The following is a 15,443-nucleotide window of genomic DNA, read 5'->3' on the forward strand; positions in this document are numbered from 1 at the left end:
AGAAGGTCTCAGCTCTACCGATGCAAACCGTCGCATCCGCAATTCGTTCAGCATTGCTGACGGGCGACCCGCGCGCCAAATGCTTTGCCACGCGCGACGTCGCCCGGCGATGGCGGATGGGGAAATTGGCGTTCGAATTTGACACGCCGATGCCCGATGCGCCCGCCTGGCCGGACACGCCCGAATTGCTCGAACCCAAACATATGCCCAAACGCGGCAAATTCGGATCAGAGCGCGGCCGGCTCGCTCTGTGGCATTCCTTGGCGCATATCGAATTCGTCGCGATTGATCTTGCGTTGGATATGGCCGGGCGGTTTGGGGCCGAAATGGGCGAGGAGTTTGTGTCGGACTTTCTCTATGTCGCCGCCGACGAAGCGATGCATTTCGCCTTACTGGCGCGCAAGCTGGAACGGATGGGCAGCCATTATGGCGCTTTGCCTGCGCATGCCGGATTGTGGCAGGCTGCGCATGAGACCCGCCACAATGTCGCGGCGCGATTGGCGATCGTGCCTATGGTGTTGGAAGCGCGCGGATTGGATGTGACCCCGGCGACTTTGGATCGGGTAAGGGCGGCGGGCGATGACCACGGTGCAAAGATTCTTGCGCGCATTCTTGACGATGAAATTCGCCATGTCGGATTCGGCACCAAACACTTTTTGAAAGTTACCCAAGCCAACGGACAGATTCCCGCAGATGCTTGGAAATCCTTGGTTCGCACGCATTTCAGAGGGGCAGTTAAGCCTCCATTCAACGACTCAGCGCGTCTTGCAGCCGGTTTGTCGCGAGACTTTTATGAAGATGTTGCGAATTAAAGAATCGCCGCGATAACTCTTTTTACGTCGCTGGGCACGTGAGGGCCTAGCAACTTGGTTGAAGCGTGAAACGGGGCACAACGTCTCTAATTTCAAACCATAATCACGCGCAACCTAACAAGGAATGGCGAAAAGCCAGTCAGGACCGGGTCAGTATGTTTACGCTTTTTGAGCGTCCAGTTTCAAAAGTAGCCGCCGCCTTTTGCGCCGCGGCAGCTTTGCTTGCGGCTCACCCGGCCGTTGCCAATTCTTCGGCCAACGCCGCAGCTGCAGATGTGACCGAACCCGTCCGTGAAATTGAGGATGAGGCCTTGGTTTCAGGGGATGAGCGGTTCCGCGAATTGTTCGCAACATGGTCCGCTCTCGACAATGGCGTGCCGCAATCGCCGGGCACTGCGCCTGCGATTGTTGAACGCCCAACCATTTCTGTTCCATCGCGTATGCCGCTTGAAGGCGCGCGTTTGAGCAGCGGTTATGGCATGCGCAACCATCCCGTTCTGCGCCAACGTCGCCGCCACAACGGTGTTGATCTTGCCGCACCGACGGGGACACCTGTTTACGCCACGGCTGACGGCCTTATTGGTCGCGCCGATTGGTTTTCAAGCTACGGCCTTTACATCAGCATCGATCACGGCGCGGAATTGGAAACGCGTTACGCGCATTTGTCGCGTCTTGCGGTTGCCGCTGGTGAGCGTGTGAAAAAAGGCGATTTGATTGGGTATGTCGGTTCAACTGGCCGTTCGACCGGTCCGCACCTCCATTATGAGGTTCGCGTGGATGGGGTTGCAGTCAATCCGATTCCCTATATGGTGGAAACCGAAGAGCAGACCCGGATGGCGACAAGCAGCGCAGATTTGCTGCCCGGACGCCGCCGAGTGGGCGCTGCTGGCGGGCAATAAACCCGCATAGATACACCCGCCTGGAAGCGGGTCGGACATTGGAGAGGGTGTCCGAGTTTAGGCGGCGGGTTTACCCGTCGCCTTTTTTTTGCCCACCTTCCGACACGGCGTTTGTATAATCATTTGCATAGTCATTTTCGCTTGAGTGGGTGCGATGCTGCGCTAGTCTTCTCGCAAGAAAATTCAGCCTCCGCAGTCGGATCAAACCGGCGCGTGTTGGCTGACAATTGGAGAGACACATGACTATGCATCCGATCGCCCACGCGGCGAAGCGCCCCGATCATCCCGCGGTTATCATGGCGGGTAGCGGTCAGCAGATGACCTATGGCGAAATGGATGCAGCGGCGAACCGGTTTTCTCAATTGTTGCGTGGGCGCGGACTTGCTGCGGATGATGCCTTTGCGGTTTTGCTGGAAAACCGGATTGAATATTTCACCCTTATGTGGGGATCGCAACGCTCCGGCACATTGCTCGTGCCCGTCTCGACCCGGCTAACCGCGCCTGAGATCGCGTATATTCTCAATGATAGCGGCGCGAAATTGCTCATCACTTCGCCGATGTTCGATCCTCTTATGGACGATATCCGCGCCGAATGTCCCGATCTTGAGATTTTGGTCGCCGATGGGGAAGGAGAGGCCAATTTTGAAACCGTTTTGATGAGCCATTCCGCCGAACCGATCAGCGATCAACGCGCGGGCGCATCGATGCTCTACAGTTCGGGTACAACCGGCCGACCAAAGGGAATCCGCCCGGCTCCGCCCGAAGATCCCGATCCGCAAGCGATGATCCCGTTTCTTGGTCTCGCGACGATGGGGGCTGGGATGCCCGCGGATGGGTCGATGGTCTATCTGTCGCCGGCGCCGTTGTATCACGCCGCGCCTTTGGCATGGTGCGGCGCGGCCCAGCGTTTGGGCGCGACTTTGGTCGTGCTTGAGAAATTTGATCCAGAAGGCGCATTGGCGGCGATTGAGAAATACAAAATCACCGACAGCCAATGGGTGCCGACTCACTTTGTGCGTTTCTTGAAGCTCGATCCGGAAATCCGCACGAAATTTGACCTATCCAGCCACAAACGCGCCTTGCACGCGGCTGCGCCTTGTCCTGTTCCGATCAAGCAGGAAATGATTGAGTGGTGGGGCCCGATTGTGAACGAATATTATGCCGGTAGCGAAGGCATCGGCATGACCATGGTTGGGGCTGCGGATTGGTTGGAGCATCCCGGAACCGTCGGTAAAGCGATCCACGGAGTGCTGCATGTGTGCGGGCCCGACGGTGAAGAAGTGGCGCCGGGTGAGGACGGCCTGATCTATTTTGAGAACACTCTATTGCCGACCTATCACAACGATCCGGAGAAAACGGCAGACGCCATGCATCCCAAAGGTTGGATGACGCTGGGTGATATTGGCCATGTGGACCCGGATGGTTTTGTGTTTCTGACCGATCGGAAAAGCCACATGATCATTTCGGGTGGGGTAAACATCTATCCGCAAGAGATCGAAAACCTGCTGATCACGCATGACAAAGTCATGGATGCGGCGGTTATCGGTGCGCCGTGCCCAGATTTGGGAGAGAAGGTGGTTGCGGTGGTCCAACCCATCGACATGGCGGATGCCGGCGATGAGTTTGAAGCGGAGCTGCGCGAATTTTTGGCTCCGTCGCTTGCGCGGATCAAAATGCCCAAACTGTTTGATTTCCGCCCTGAATTGCCCCGCGAAGCCAATGGTAAGCTTTACAAACGCGAGCTGCGCGATGAGTTCGAAGCGAAAGCGGGAGCATAAATAATGGCCGCTGCACACACCCTAAGCGAGGACGAAGGTCGCGCGGTCATTGATCCCAAGAGCTATGCGGATTGGGATAATCTGCTCGATCAATTTGATGCCATTCGCGCGAAATCCCCTGTTGCGCGCGTAGAAGGCGTGGATGACGTCCATCGGCCCTTTTGGTTGGTCACGGGTTATGACGAGGTGATGCAAGTCTCAAAAGACAATGCGACCTTTTTGAACAATCCGCAAACGGTGGTCTTTTCATTGAATGACGGGATAGCCTTTGCGAAGAAAATGACCGGCGGCAGCGAACATATGGTCGCCAGCCTCGTCACTTTCGATGCGCCGATCCACATGAAGTACCGCAAGCTGACCCAAGAATGGTTCATGCCCAAGAACCTTAAGACGATCGAAGCCGAAATTCGCGATCTGGCCGCACGCACTGTGGATCGCATGTTGGAAGCGGGGCCCGAAGTTGACTTTGTAAAGCAGGTCTCCGGCCCGTATCCATTGCACGTTGTGATGCAGATCCTCGGCGTACCCGAAGAAGACGAGCCGCGGATGTTGATGCTGACTCAACAAATGTTCGGCGGTCAGGATGATGATCTCAACCAATCCCCCACCGCAGGCATGACCCCAGATCAGATCGCTCAGCTCGTGGCAGGAGCGGTATTGAACTTTGAACAATATTTCGCCGGAATCACAGCAGAGAAGCGCGCAAACCCGACCAACGATGTGGCCAGCGCAATTGCGAATGCCCTTGTTGATGGGGAGCCGCTGAATGACCGCGATATGATGGGGTATTTCATCATTGTCGCCTCTGCCGGCCATGACACGACGTCGGCATCCACCGCCGGTGCGATGCAAGCCTTGGCCAACGATCCTGAACAATTCGCCCGGGTTAAGGCCGATCCTTCGTTGTTGCCCGGAATTGTAGAGGAAGCGATCCGATGGACCACCCCGGTTCAACATTTCATGCGCACCGCGGCCGAAGACACGGAATTGGGTGGGCAGAAGATTGCCAAGGGCGATTGGTTGATGATCAACTACGTCGCGGCCAATCACGACCCGGGTCAATTTGATGACCCCCGCCGGTTTGACGCGGCGCGTTCACCCAATCGCCATGCCGCGTTTGGTGCAGGCGCGCATCAATGCCTTGGGCTGCATTTGGCCCGGCTTGAAATGCGCATCTTGTTTGAAACGTTGTTGGATCGGATCGACACGGTCGAACAAGTGGGTGAAGCAAAGCGTTCGACCAGCACATTTGTTGGCGGGTTAAAGACGTTGCCGCTTAAGATAACGCCTGCATAAGCCCTCTAGATGGGGGTGGTCGCGCAACAATACAAGGTGCGAACAAACAATAAAGTTCTTAGTGAACACTATTGTAACGGTTTGACCGATTTTACTGTTAAAACGTCACAACATGTGTTAATACTCCGTTCATGGGAAAAACTTGGGAAAATGGCGCTGCGTTCTTTGCGGCGGAATACGTTGCGCATACAATTACGCCGCTCTTTGAAGGAGTGACCGCATGACTTTGCTCGAAGCGTATAACCTACCTTTTGCGATTTCTCTGGGCGCATTGCTGGCCATTGTGATCATGCAGGTCATCGGATTTGGTGACCTGTTCGAAAGCGATGTTGAGATCGACTTGGACGCTGATGTGGCCGACGGCCTCGAAGCAAGCGGGTTTGTCGATGGCATTTTTAGCGTTCTTGGAATCGGCCGCGTACCATTTCTGATCTGGCTGGCGAGCTTGTTGTTCGTCTTTGCCGTGGTCGGTGTTGTGGGGCAGGCCGTGATCAGCAGTGTCTTTGGTGCGCCATTGTCAGCCAGCTTGGCTGCGATCCTGGCTGGTGCGGCGACGATACCTCTAAACGGTATCGCGATCCTGCCGATAGAGCGGCTGATACCAAAGGATGAGACGACGGCGGTGGGCCTACAAAGTCTAGTCCGGCGCGATGCGGTGATCCAAACGGGCACCGCCCGCGCGGCATCGCCGGCCCGCGCAAAAGTGAAAGATGTCTATGGGCATCCCCATTTCGTAATGGTCGAACCACATGATGCAGATGTGGAATTGGCCGAGGGCGAAACAGTGCTGCTCGTGCGCCGCGAAGGAGAGGTCTTCTTCGGTGTGCGCTACGAAAGCGCGCTGCTTAAGCCCTAAGCAATAGGATTAATTGGAGGAAATATGGGAACGTTTGATATTCTAGTTCTTGGTGGTGGCGGCATCTTGCTGTTGCTTGTTATTCTGTTCGCTCTGTCGACTTTGTATCGGCGCGCATCGAAGGAAATTGCCTTTGTGCGGACGGGTGTCGGCGGCGAAAAGGTTGTGATGAATGGCGGCGCTCTAGTCTTGCCGGTGTTTCATGAAACCATGCCGGTCAACATGAACACATTGGTGTTGGCCGTGATCCGCAAGGACGCCGAGGCGCTGATCACGCTTGACCGGTTGCGGATCGATGTGAAGGCGGAATTCTATGTCCGGGTTCGCCCCGATGCCGGCGCAATTGGAATGGCCGCGCAAACATTGGGCCAACGCACGATGCAGCCTGAATTGCTCAAAGATCTCGTTGAAGGTAAATTCGTCGATGCGCTCCGCTCCGTTGCGGCGGGCATGAGCATGAATGAACTGCACGAACAACGCGCAGACTTTGTGCAAAAGGTGCAGCAAGTGTCCTCCAACGATTTGGCAATGAACGGCCTGGAATTGGAATCGGTTTCGCTTACGGGTCTGGACCAAACCAGCATCGAACACTTCAACGCCAACAACGCGTTTGACGCCGAAGGTTTGACGAAGCTCACCGAACAAATCGAAGCGCGTAAGAAACTGCGCAACGATATTGAGCAAGACACGCGCGTTCAAATGGAAACCAAAAACCTCGAAGCGGACACCAAGTCATTCGAGATTGGCCGTGACCAAGAATACGCTCGCCTTTCGCAAGAACGCGAAGTCGAAGTGCGCCGCGCTGCGCAAATGGCAGAGATTGCCCGTGAGCAGGCAGAGCGGAACCGCGAAGCCGATGCTGCGAAGATCGAGGCCAAGAAGCAGGTCGATAGCCAGCAGATCGAAGCCGATCGCTCCGTTGAAGAGGCGCGCATTGATCAGGTCCGCGCGCTAGAGATTGCGCGTCAGGAACAACAGATCGCCGTTCAAAACAAAAGCCGCGAGGAAAGCCAAGCCAAGGCCGAAGCCGACGCCGCCCGCGCCAAAGCGGTTGCTGCCGAAGAGCAAGTTGTCACATCGCGTGAAAGCGAAATTGCCGAACGTCAGAAGAAGATCGAGTTGATCGAAGCGGCCAAACAGGCTGAGCGTGACGCCATCGGTATTAAGGTCGAAGCCGAAGCGGAGAAAGACGCCGCAACCAACCGCGCCGAAGCCGCGCGGATGGAAGCCAAAGGTGAAGCCGATGCAGAAGTGCTGCGCGCCGAAGCCGACCGGGTTCGCTTCGAGGTCGAAGCCGCTGGCCAACAAGCGGTGAACGAAGCGGCGAACATCCTGTCGATGGATCAAATCAGCCTTCAGACCAAGCTGGCTCTGCTCGAAGTGCTGCCTGAGGTGATCAAGGAAAGCGCCAAGCCGATGGAGGCTATCGACTCGATCAAGATCGTACAGGTCGATGGGTTGACGCAAAATGGCGGCTCTGGCGGTTCCGGTGCGAGCGGTGCCGGTGGCGCCGGCGGTGGCTCGGGAAACTTGGCCAGTGACGCGGTGTCGGCCGCTCTCGCTTACCGCGCTCAGGCTCCCGTTCTCGACGGGCTTATGAAAGAGCTCGGCCTTGACGGATCTTCGCTTGGTACGTTGGTTCAAGGTGCAGCCGATGCGCCGGAAGGTGGCGAAGCGACCGCCGAGCCTTTGTCAATCGACGATGACAGCGATCCTTTCGAAGGAACGAACGAAGCCGCCGAATAAGGGCTGCTTTGCAAAAATTAGCCCCCGATCGGTTTCGTGCCGATCGGGGGTTTTTCTTTGTAATTGTTATGGGTTTCGCGATTTTTGGCCACGGCCACCGCAATACATTCTGCCGAATGCAGCTTAGGATCCGAGCAGCCTTTGCGCCATTTCGCGCACATCGGCGCCCATATCATCCCGCTCCAGCGCGAGCGCCAATGTCGCTTCGACAAAGCCCAGCTTGCTACCGCAATCATACCGATTGCCGTCGAATGTCACTGCATGAAACGCTTGGCTGCCGATCATACGGGCCATCGCGTCCGTGAGCTGAATTTCGCCGCCGGCACCCTTGCCTTGGTTTTCCAGCGTCCGCATCACTTCGGGTTGAAGGATGTAGCGGCCAGAAATAATCTTGTTGGATGGCGCATCGGCCAAAGGTGGCTTTTCAACCAAGCCTTTCACTTCGGTCAAAGTGCCGCTTGCTGCGCCCGGATCGATTACCCCGTAACTCGGCACCTCTTCCATCGGCACTTCGAGAACGCTGATCAGGTTGCCGCCGACATTCTCATAGGCATCAACCATCTGTTTCATGCAACCAGATCCGCCCTTTTTGCCGATCATCAGTTCATCCGGCAGGAAAATTGCGAACGGTTCATCGCCCACAATCGCGCGGGCACACCAAATGGCGTGGCCAAGTCCCATGGGAACCTGTTGACGCACGGTGATTATGTCGCCGGGGGTCGCGCGGGTCGGATCCAGAACGCCCATATCCTTGCCGCGTTCGCTCATCGTCGATTCCAGCTCATAGGCCATATCGAAATGTTCAACGATCGCGGTTTTCCCCCGACCGGTGACAAAGATCATTTGTTCAATGCCCGCCTCGCGCGCTTCGTCGACCGCATATTGAATCAACGGTCGATCAACAATCGGCAGCAACTCTTTCGGGATCGCTTTGGTCGCGGGCAGGAACCGCGTCCCCAATCCAGCAACGGGGAACACAGCTTTCTTGATCGGTTTCTGGCTCATTGATTTGCCCCCTTTTTTTGAACGGCTTTCTGCTCAGATGACTTTGCCTACATCACGTGCCCTTATGAAGATCACAGGTCAATGTTAGGTGAATGCCCCGTGCATGTTGCGTGAAAAGCCTCAATCGTTAAGGCAGAGATTATGGACAAACTGATTATTCGAGGCGGCAACCGCCTATCCGGCACAATTCCGATTTCCGGCGCGAAAAACGCGGCCCTTACGCTCATCCCGTGCGCGTTGTTGACGGATGAGCCGGTCACATTGCGCAATTTGCCGCGCCTTGCCGACATCGATGGCTTTCAACATTTGATGAATCAGTTTGGCGTGACCACCGCAATTCAGGGCACTCGACCCGAAGATTTTGGCCGGACCATGCGATTGGAGGCGACCCGGATCACGTCGAGCGTTGCGCCGTATGACCTCGTCCGCAAAATGCGCGCCTCTATCCTGGTGCTGGGCCCCATGCTTGCGCGAGCCGGCGAAGCGACGGTGTCCATGCCGGGCGGTTGTGCGATCGGAAATCGTCCGATTGACCTTCATCTCAAAGCGCTCGAAGCGTTTGGTGCCGAAATCGAGCTCGCCCAAGGGTATGTGCGTGCGATTCAACCCGACGGCGGCATGCGCGGTGGGGACATTGATTTTCCTGTCGTCTCTGTAGGTGCCACAGAAAATGCGTTGATGGCCGCATCGCTTGCCAACGGAACGTGCCGGTTGTTCAACGCGGCGCGAGAACCCGAAATTGTCGATCTGTGCAATTTGTTGGTGGCCATGGGCGCCGAGATCGAAGGGATCGGCACGTCCGACCTAACCGTGCACGGTGTCAAACGGATGCACGGGGCCAATTACAAGGTGATGCCAGACCGTATTGAGGCCGGATCATACGCCTGCGCCGCTGCGATAACCGGCGGCGAAGTGCGATTGGAAGGCGCGAAAGCCGACGATATGCAAGCAACGCTTAGCGCGCTGCGTGCGATTGGGATCGAGGTTTCAGAAGACGCCAAAGGAATTTCTATTGCTGCCAATGGGCCGTTGAAACCGGTTGATCTCACCACGGCGCCTTATCCCGGATTGGCGACAGACATGCAGGCGCAATTGATGGCGTTGTTGTGCAAGGCCGACGGCACCAGCGTTTTGAAAGAAACGATCTTTGAAAACCGTTTTATGCATGTTCCCGAACTCACGCGGATGGGCGTCGATGTCGCGACCGAAGGGCGCACAGCGATTGTGAAAGGGGTCGAGTCCATGAACGGCGCCGAAGTGATGGCGACGGATTTGCGCGCGTCGATGAGTTTGGTCATCGCTGCCCTTGCGGCAGAGGGGGAAACGCAAGTACGCCGTATTTATCACCTGGATCGCGGGTATGAACGGCTGGAAGAAAAGCTTCAGTTGGTCGGTGCCGATATCGAACGCGTGGACGATTAATCGTTCGGCGCGCTTGCGTCGGTTACCAACCAAACCCGGATGGCGCCGGCCAAACCGGGTGGCGTGTCGGCTTTGATCCGTTCGGCATCAATTCGACCGACCAAGGCGTTGATTGCGATGCCGCGCTGGTCCGCTGCGTCTTTTAGCATATCCCAAAATAGGGGTTCCAAGCTGATCGAGGTCTTGTGACCCGCGATCTGGACGGAGCGTTTAACAGGGGGGTGATACGGCGGCGGCATGTTCATTTGTAATGCTCCCGTCGATCCGAAAAATCGCGCACTCTTTTGCGCCATGCCCGATAACTACCCGGCTTTAACCGGTCGCGCATCAAAGCTTTCACCTCTTTCTCCGACAGGTCAAATTCACGTTCGATTGTCGCAAAGCTGGTGTGATCGCTCAACGCCATTTCGACGATCGCACTCACATCGGCTTCGTTTAGATCGCGAGGCACGTTGATTATCCTTTGGTGAAACACGTTGCGTTGGGGTGCGTCAATGCGGGTTGGAACTCATCGCCGAAACGCCTGCATCGAACATCCGGTTCCCGCAAACCGCACACGTCACTATGGCCGCACCCAATCAGGCGTTCGTTCCTTCGAGGGCGTTCAGTGGAGCGGCCCTCAGGATCGTCACGCCGAGCCGTCGTGCAACAAAAAACCCTGCGTAAAGCAGGGTCGTATGCGGGCAAAACTCTGCCAGAAATCAGAAGCGGATTTGTGTTCCGACATAGACCGCTTGGCTGTCTTGAACCGAATTGGCGACCGGATCGAGTCGATCCCGCTCTTGCGAAAGACGAACACCGGCCCGGACGTCGAAATTGGGCGAGAGCCGGAAGCTGCCGCCAACATCCACAGTTTGGGAGCTCAACGCGTCGAGCGTGTTGGGCGAACGGCCGGCAACGGTTTCATCCTCAAGCTCAATGCGCGGTTGCAAACGGCTGGGCTTGTCCAACCGCGTTGGCCGCGATGGTTCAAATTCCGAAAGATCGGGCATTGCTGGGTTTGACAGGGTCACCGTGCGACCCGACCGCACTGGCGATTGTTCCAGCCCAGTTGGAAGCGATACGCCCGATGGCGCAGGGTTTGCGGCCTGAGTTCGAGCAAAGCTTTGATATCCGCGTGCCGTCCCCAGGTTGAATCGATTCGCGGTCACACCATTCAGACCTGAACCCAAACCGGGCTTCGCGTCTTGGGCGGATCGGATTGAAATCGCCTGAGCCGATTGATCATCGATGCGCACTGCGACGGTGACCGTGCGTTCATTGCCAACGATAGCCGTACCAGCGGGTGTGAAACGAATGCCGCGTTCGCGCGCCTTTTTGGCGACCCGTGCGGCAAGCTCTGGATCAATCGATGCCGGCGTAAACATGTCATACGCCGCCGAATCATCGGCAGCCACAGGGGCTGCTGCGCTCTCACCCAATCCGACCACAGCCAGACCGGCCGACGGCAAAGTCAGCGTCAGGGCGGCGGCCATACCCAACAGCGACAGCTTACGCTGCTTTCTTGCCGTTGTGTTGATCGCCTTGGACACTGTGCTTCCTTTGTCGTCTTACGCTTGGATCAAGATCCCACGGATTAGACCCGTTTCTCCCTGAACGCACGCTGAGCAGCTTATAACGCTATAACAACGCAACTTGCTGATTTCTGAATGGATAGATCCGTGATGGACGCAGTTGCAATCTTTTCCACACTTGGCGAGCGGCTTCGCGTTCCACCTGTTGCGCCGAACACACAGAATCGCGCCCAATGTTGGGGCAAACGTCATATTGCGCAGATTCCTTGCCTATCCAGCCAACCCAAAGATCCGTTGGTTTCGCGCACAGGCCCCCGCAATTTGGGGGGATTCGCCACGGCGCACAATCGTATAGAATGCATCGCCATACAGGTTGCATACAGACGCAGGCCGCTTTGACCGCTATGCGCCGCGATTGCGCCCTGCGGGCAGTCGATGGGTTTCGCCGGGATAAATGGCGGTGCAACACGCTTGCCGGGACGGTTTGTGCCGGTATAGAGCATGAGGATAAATTAGTGAGGGAAGTAAACGCCGTGACACGCGCCAAAATCGCATTTTCGAACACACTTTCGAATCAAGCAGGCAATTGGGCTGTAACCGCCCGCACCATGCGGAGCGCAGCCGTTTTGGCGGCGTTTGGCTTGCTCGCGGCTTGCGGTGGCAATGAACGCCCCACCAGCCAGCTTCAGGCGGCGCAGGTCAACACGATCGGCGTAAATGCATATTTGTGGCGCGGCGCGCTCGACACGCTGAGTTTTGCTCCGCTTTTGTCGGCCGACAGCAATGGCGGCGTTATCGTCACTGATTGGTACGCCAACCCAAGCAATCCGAATGAGCGGGTGAAGGTCACAGTCACCATTCTTGATCAAGATCTGCGCGCCGATGCCCTTCGTGTTTCGGCCAGCCGTCAGGTCGCGCAAGGCGGCGGTTGGGTCGATGCCCCGGTTCAGGCCGCAACGGTCCAGAAGCTTGAAGACATCATCCTTACCAAAGCGCGCGATTTGCGGCGCAAGGCCATCACGGGCTAAGCGCCATTTGCGTTTCTCTTTGGCCAATTTTGGCGCTCTAGCGGTACTTACATGACTGAAACTCGATTCGATCCGTCTTCCGCCGACGGGCGCTGGCAGCGCGCGTGGACCGATGCGGGCACTTTCACCGCTGATTCGAACAGCGAAAAACCTAAGAGCTATATCCTTGAAATGTTCCCCTATCCTTCGGGGCGCATTCATATGGGGCATGTCCGCAATTACACGATGGGCGATGTTCTGGCGCGGTATAAGAAAATGCGTGGACACGAAGTGCTCCACCCCATGGGTTGGGACGCGTTCGGCATGCCGGCGGAAAACGCTGCGATGGAAAAGAAGGTCCACCCCGGCGATTGGACCCGATCCAACATCGAAGCGATGAAAGAGCAATTGCAACGCATCGGTTTTGCGTTGGATTGGACCCGTGAATTCGCCACGTGCGATCCAGAATATTACGGTCACGAACAAGCGTTGTTCTTGGACATGTATGCCGGTGGGCTCGTCTATCGCCGTTCCAGCGAAGTGAATTGGGACCCGGTTGATATGACCGTGTTGGCCAATGAACAGGTGATCGACGGCAAAGGCTGGCGGTCGGGCGCAGAGGTTGAAAAGCGTAAGTTGGATCAGTGGTTCTTGAAGATCACTGACTTTGCCGATGAACTGTTGGATGGGCTGGGCGATTTGAAGGATTGGCCGGATAAAGTCCGGCTAATGCAGGAAAACTGGATCGGCAAAAGCCAAGGGCTTGAATTCTCATTCGATCTTTCGAACGGCGATAAACTTCCGGTTTACACGACGCGGCCCGATACGATTTTCGGCGCGAGCTTTTGTGCCATTGCAGCGGACCATCCGATTGCTCAGACATTGGCGGCGGACAGTGCGCCGGTCCGCGAATTTATCGAAGAATGCAAACGCGGTGGCACCACTGCAGCGGAGCTGGAAACCGCCGAAAAACTGGGCTTTGACACCGGGATTACGGCGAAACATCCCTTCACCGGCGAACCCATGCCGGTCTTCATCGCGAACTTTGTTCTGATGGATTACGGCACCGGCGCGGTGATGGGCGTACCGGGCCACGACCAGCGCGATTTTGAATTTGCGACCAAATACGCTCTGCCGATTGCTCGTGTGGTTGCTTCCGATCCATCCGGAGCCAACGCGCCCATGGGTCACGAGGCGGAATCGGGTGACGGCGTTATCGTCAATTCGGATTTCCTCGACGGCAAATCGGTCGACGATGCCAAAGCGGATGTGATCAATCGCGCGCAGGATGGCGGTTGGGGCGAAGGAACGACCGTTTGGCGGCTGCGCGATTGGGGTATTTCTCGTCAGCGGTATTGGGGCACGCCGATCCCGTTCATCCATTGCCCAAAATGTGACATTGTACCGGTGCCAAAGGACCAATTGCCGGTCACTTTGCCTGACGAAGTGGATTTTGAAACGCCGGGCAACCCGTTGGAACGGCACCCGACGTGGAAGCATACGACCTGCCCCAAATGTGGCGGCGCGGCTGAGCGTGAGACCGATACGCTCGACACGTTCACCAATTCCAGTTGGTATTTTCTGCGCTTTGCGAGCCAACCTTCGGATGCGCCGTTTGATCCGGTAGAAATTGCCAAATGGATGCCGGTTCAACATTATATCGGCGGTATTGAACACGCGATCCTGCACTTGCTCTACGCTCGTTTTTGGACACGCGCATTGGCCCATATTGGCAAATTCGATGTGAAAGAGCCATTCGCGGCGCTGTTCACACAAGGCATGGTGACGCACGAAACCTATGCGTTGGGCGATGGCAGCTGGTTGTCCCCCGAAGAGGTGCGCAAAGATGGCGCGGATTGGGTCACTGTCGAAGGCGGACAACCGGTCACATCGGGCCGCGTTGTCAAAATGTCGAAGTCGAAGAAGAACGTCGTCGATCCAGACAATATCATCGCCAATTACGGCGCCGACGCCGTGCGCTGGTTCATGTTGTCCGACAGCCCGCCCGAACGCGATTTGCCGTGGTCGGAAAGCGGGATCGAAGGATGCTATCGCTTTGTCCAAAGGTTGTGGCGTTTGTTCGGCCAATACGACAGCGACGCTAGCGGCGAAGACAAAACGCTTTCGCGCAAGGCCCATCAGGCCATCGTTGCCGTTGCAGAAGACATTGAGGCGCTCGGCTTTAACAAAGCTGTGGCGCGGATTTATGAGCTGACCGCAGCGGCAGAAAAGGCCAAGCCAAGCGCAGACCGCAATTTTGCGATCCGCGCGGTGCTGCATCTGATCGCGCCGATGATGCCGCATTTGGCGGAAGAAGCGCATGAAGCCATGGGCGAAACCGCTTTGATTGCGGATGCCGCATGGCCCGCGCATGATCCAGCGATGTTGATCGAAGACGAAGTCACCATCGCGATTCAACACAAGGGCAAACTGCGCGATACGATCACCGTTCCGAAAGGTGCACCGAAAGAAGACGTCGAAGCGCTTGCACTGGCCAGCGAGAAGGTTCAGCGTTCATTGGATGGTGCGGACATTCGCAAGGTGATCGTGGTGCCCGATAGATTGGTGAACATTGTAACGTGATGCTGAAACGCGCCGCTCTTCTGGCTCTTGCCGTTTGCGTCCCGCTGTCTGCATGCGGCCTTCAACCTATGTATGCCGGCGGCTCCAACTCCACTGTTGCCCAAGGGCTCGCCGCGATTGATGTACCGGCTATTCCGGGACGCGATGGATGGTTGGTGCGCAACGCTTTGAAAGACAGGCTGCATGTCGCGCGCGCCGGTCAAGACTCTGTTGCACCCGCCTATCGTTTGGATGTTCGCTTGGACGACGCGCTTGAGGGGTTGGGCGTGTTGAACGATGACACGATCAGCCGTGAACGCCGGATCTTGCGGTCACGGTATCAATTGATTGATTTGGCGACGGGCGAAATCCTTTTGGACGCCACCGCCGGTTCGGACGCCGGAGTTGATGTGGTGTCCTCCGAATACGCGACCATCGCGGCGGAACAAACCGCCCTTGAAAACCTCGCCAAAGATGTTGCCGAACGGATGGCGACGCGGATCGCGTTGACCCTTAGGGAGCGTGAGCGGGGCGCTGCGCAGTAAT

Annotated in this window: 14 protein-coding genes; 10 read left to right on the forward strand and 4 right to left on the reverse strand. The window is 56.7% G+C overall.

Going from position 1 to position 15,443, the window contains the following annotated elements; genetic code table 11:
- The first annotated feature begins 20 nt into the window (after positions 1-20).
- The 6 genes from BQ8290_RS09980 (at position 21) to BQ8290_RS10005 (ending at position 7,387) form a co-directional block, all read left to right on the forward strand.
- Positions 21-812, forward strand: a complete 792-nt coding sequence (locus tag BQ8290_RS09980; RefSeq protein WP_108789788.1) for a DUF455 family protein — start codon at positions 21-23, stop codon at positions 810-812.
- Positions 813-967: 155 nt separating this feature from the next.
- Complete coding sequence (locus tag BQ8290_RS09985) at positions 968-1,711, forward strand: peptidoglycan DD-metalloendopeptidase family protein (RefSeq protein WP_108789790.1); 744 nt, start codon at positions 968-970, stop codon at positions 1,709-1,711.
- 245 nt (positions 1,712-1,956) lie between these two features.
- A complete protein-coding gene (locus BQ8290_RS09990; RefSeq protein WP_337661501.1) occupies positions 1,957-3,489 on the forward strand; it encodes an acyl-CoA synthetase in 1,533 nt (510 codons plus the stop codon).
- Between the two features lie 3 nt (positions 3,490-3,492).
- Positions 3,493-4,785: a cytochrome P450 gene (locus BQ8290_RS09995; RefSeq protein WP_108789793.1), complete on the forward strand. Its 1,293-nt coding sequence runs from the start codon at positions 3,493-3,495 to the stop codon at positions 4,783-4,785.
- Positions 4,786-5,005: 220 nt separating this feature from the next.
- Complete coding sequence (locus BQ8290_RS10000) at positions 5,006-5,641, forward strand: OB-fold-containig protein (protein WP_108789795.1); 636 nt, start codon at positions 5,006-5,008, stop codon at positions 5,639-5,641.
- Between the two features lie 24 nt (positions 5,642-5,665).
- Positions 5,666-7,387 (forward strand): flotillin family protein, encoded by a 1,722-nt coding sequence (locus BQ8290_RS10005; RefSeq protein ID WP_337661298.1) that lies wholly within the window; start codon positions 5,666-5,668, stop codon positions 7,385-7,387.
- 123 nt (positions 7,388-7,510) lie between these two features.
- On the opposite strand, the gene BQ8290_RS10010 is transcribed toward BQ8290_RS10005, so the two are convergent.
- Positions 7,511-8,392, reverse strand: a complete 882-nt coding sequence (locus BQ8290_RS10010) for a sugar phosphate nucleotidyltransferase (protein ID WP_108789797.1) — start codon at positions 8,390-8,392, stop codon at positions 7,511-7,513.
- Between the two features lie 141 nt (positions 8,393-8,533).
- Here BQ8290_RS10010 and murA point away from each other — a divergent pair, with 141 nt between their 5' ends.
- The gene (gene murA, locus BQ8290_RS10015; RefSeq protein ID WP_108789799.1) at positions 8,534-9,814 is read left to right on the forward strand and encodes a UDP-N-acetylglucosamine 1-carboxyvinyltransferase; all 1,281 of its coding nucleotides are present in this window, start codon (positions 8,534-8,536) and stop codon (positions 9,812-9,814) included.
- Here the strand turns inward: murA and BQ8290_RS10020 are convergent.
- The 3 genes from BQ8290_RS10020 to BQ8290_RS10030 form a co-directional block, all read right to left on the reverse strand.
- Entirely contained in the window at positions 9,811-10,053 is a 243-nt protein-coding gene (locus BQ8290_RS10020) for a ribbon-helix-helix domain-containing protein (RefSeq protein WP_108792259.1), read from the reverse strand. The two genes, murA and BQ8290_RS10020, sit on opposite strands and share 4 nt — an antisense overlap.
- 2 nt (positions 10,054-10,055) lie before the next feature.
- Entirely contained in the window at positions 10,056-10,265 is a 210-nt protein-coding gene (locus tag BQ8290_RS10025) for a TIGR03643 family protein (RefSeq protein ID WP_108789801.1), read from the reverse strand.
- 250 nt (positions 10,266-10,515) lie between these two features.
- The gene (locus BQ8290_RS10030; RefSeq protein WP_337661299.1) at positions 10,516-11,346 is read right to left on the reverse strand and encodes a hypothetical protein; all 831 of its coding nucleotides are present in this window, start codon (positions 11,344-11,346) and stop codon (positions 10,516-10,518) included.
- Positions 11,347-11,936: 590 nt separating this feature from the next.
- On the opposite strand from BQ8290_RS10030, the gene BQ8290_RS10040 reads away from it, so the two are divergent.
- From BQ8290_RS10040 to lptE, 3 genes are read left to right on the forward strand one after another with little or no spacing between them, the layout of a single operon-like run.
- Positions 11,937-12,356, forward strand: coding sequence for a DUF3576 domain-containing protein (locus tag BQ8290_RS10040; protein WP_108792261.1), 420 nt, complete (start codon positions 11,937-11,939; stop codon positions 12,354-12,356).
- Positions 12,357-12,407: 51 nt separating this feature from the next.
- On the forward strand, positions 12,408-14,918 hold the full coding sequence (gene leuS, locus BQ8290_RS10045) for a leucine--tRNA ligase (protein ID WP_108789807.1): 2,511 nt from the start codon (positions 12,408-12,410) through the stop codon (positions 14,916-14,918).
- A complete protein-coding gene (lptE, locus tag BQ8290_RS10050) occupies positions 14,918-15,442 on the forward strand; it encodes an LPS assembly lipoprotein LptE (protein WP_108789809.1) in 525 nt (174 codons plus the stop codon). The genes leuS and lptE overlap by 1 nt, the downstream gene beginning before the upstream one ends.
- Position 15,443: the final 1 nt, after the last annotated feature.

The organism is Erythrobacter sp. Alg231-14, assembly GCF_900149685.1.
Taxonomy (GTDB): domain Bacteria; phylum Pseudomonadota; class Alphaproteobacteria; order Sphingomonadales; family Sphingomonadaceae; genus Erythrobacter.

Bases quoted from the DNA above. Each gene is read 5' to 3' on its own strand.
- BQ8290_RS09980 (WP_108789788.1), top strand. From the start codon at position 21: ATGCAAACCGTCGCATCCGCAATTCGTTCAGCATTGCTGACGGGCGAC.
- BQ8290_RS09985 (WP_108789790.1), top strand. From the start codon at position 968: ATGTTTACGCTTTTTGAGCGTCCAGTTTCAAAAGTAGCCGCCGCCTTT.
- BQ8290_RS09990 (WP_337661501.1), top strand. From the start codon at position 1,957: ATGCATCCGATCGCCCACGCGGCGAAGCGCCCCGATCATCCCGCGGTT.
- BQ8290_RS09995 (WP_108789793.1), top strand. From the start codon at position 3,493: ATGGCCGCTGCACACACCCTAAGCGAGGACGAAGGTCGCGCGGTCATT.
- BQ8290_RS10000 (WP_108789795.1), top strand. From the start codon at position 5,006: ATGACTTTGCTCGAAGCGTATAACCTACCTTTTGCGATTTCTCTGGGC.
- BQ8290_RS10005 (WP_337661298.1), top strand. From the start codon at position 5,666: ATGGGAACGTTTGATATTCTAGTTCTTGGTGGTGGCGGCATCTTGCTG.
- BQ8290_RS10010 (WP_108789797.1), bottom strand. From the start codon at position 8,392: ATGAGCCAGAAACCGATCAAGAAAGCTGTGTTCCCCGTTGCTGGATTG.
- murA (WP_108789799.1), top strand. From the start codon at position 8,534: ATGGACAAACTGATTATTCGAGGCGGCAACCGCCTATCCGGCACAATT.
- BQ8290_RS10020 (WP_108792259.1), bottom strand. From the start codon at position 10,053: ATGCCGCCGCCGTATCACCCCCCTGTTAAACGCTCCGTCCAGATCGCG.
- BQ8290_RS10040 (WP_108792261.1), top strand. From the start codon at position 11,937: ATGCGGAGCGCAGCCGTTTTGGCGGCGTTTGGCTTGCTCGCGGCTTGC.
- leuS (WP_108789807.1), top strand. From the start codon at position 12,408: ATGACTGAAACTCGATTCGATCCGTCTTCCGCCGACGGGCGCTGGCAG.
- lptE (WP_108789809.1), top strand. From the start codon at position 14,918: ATGCTGAAACGCGCCGCTCTTCTGGCTCTTGCCGTTTGCGTCCCGCTG.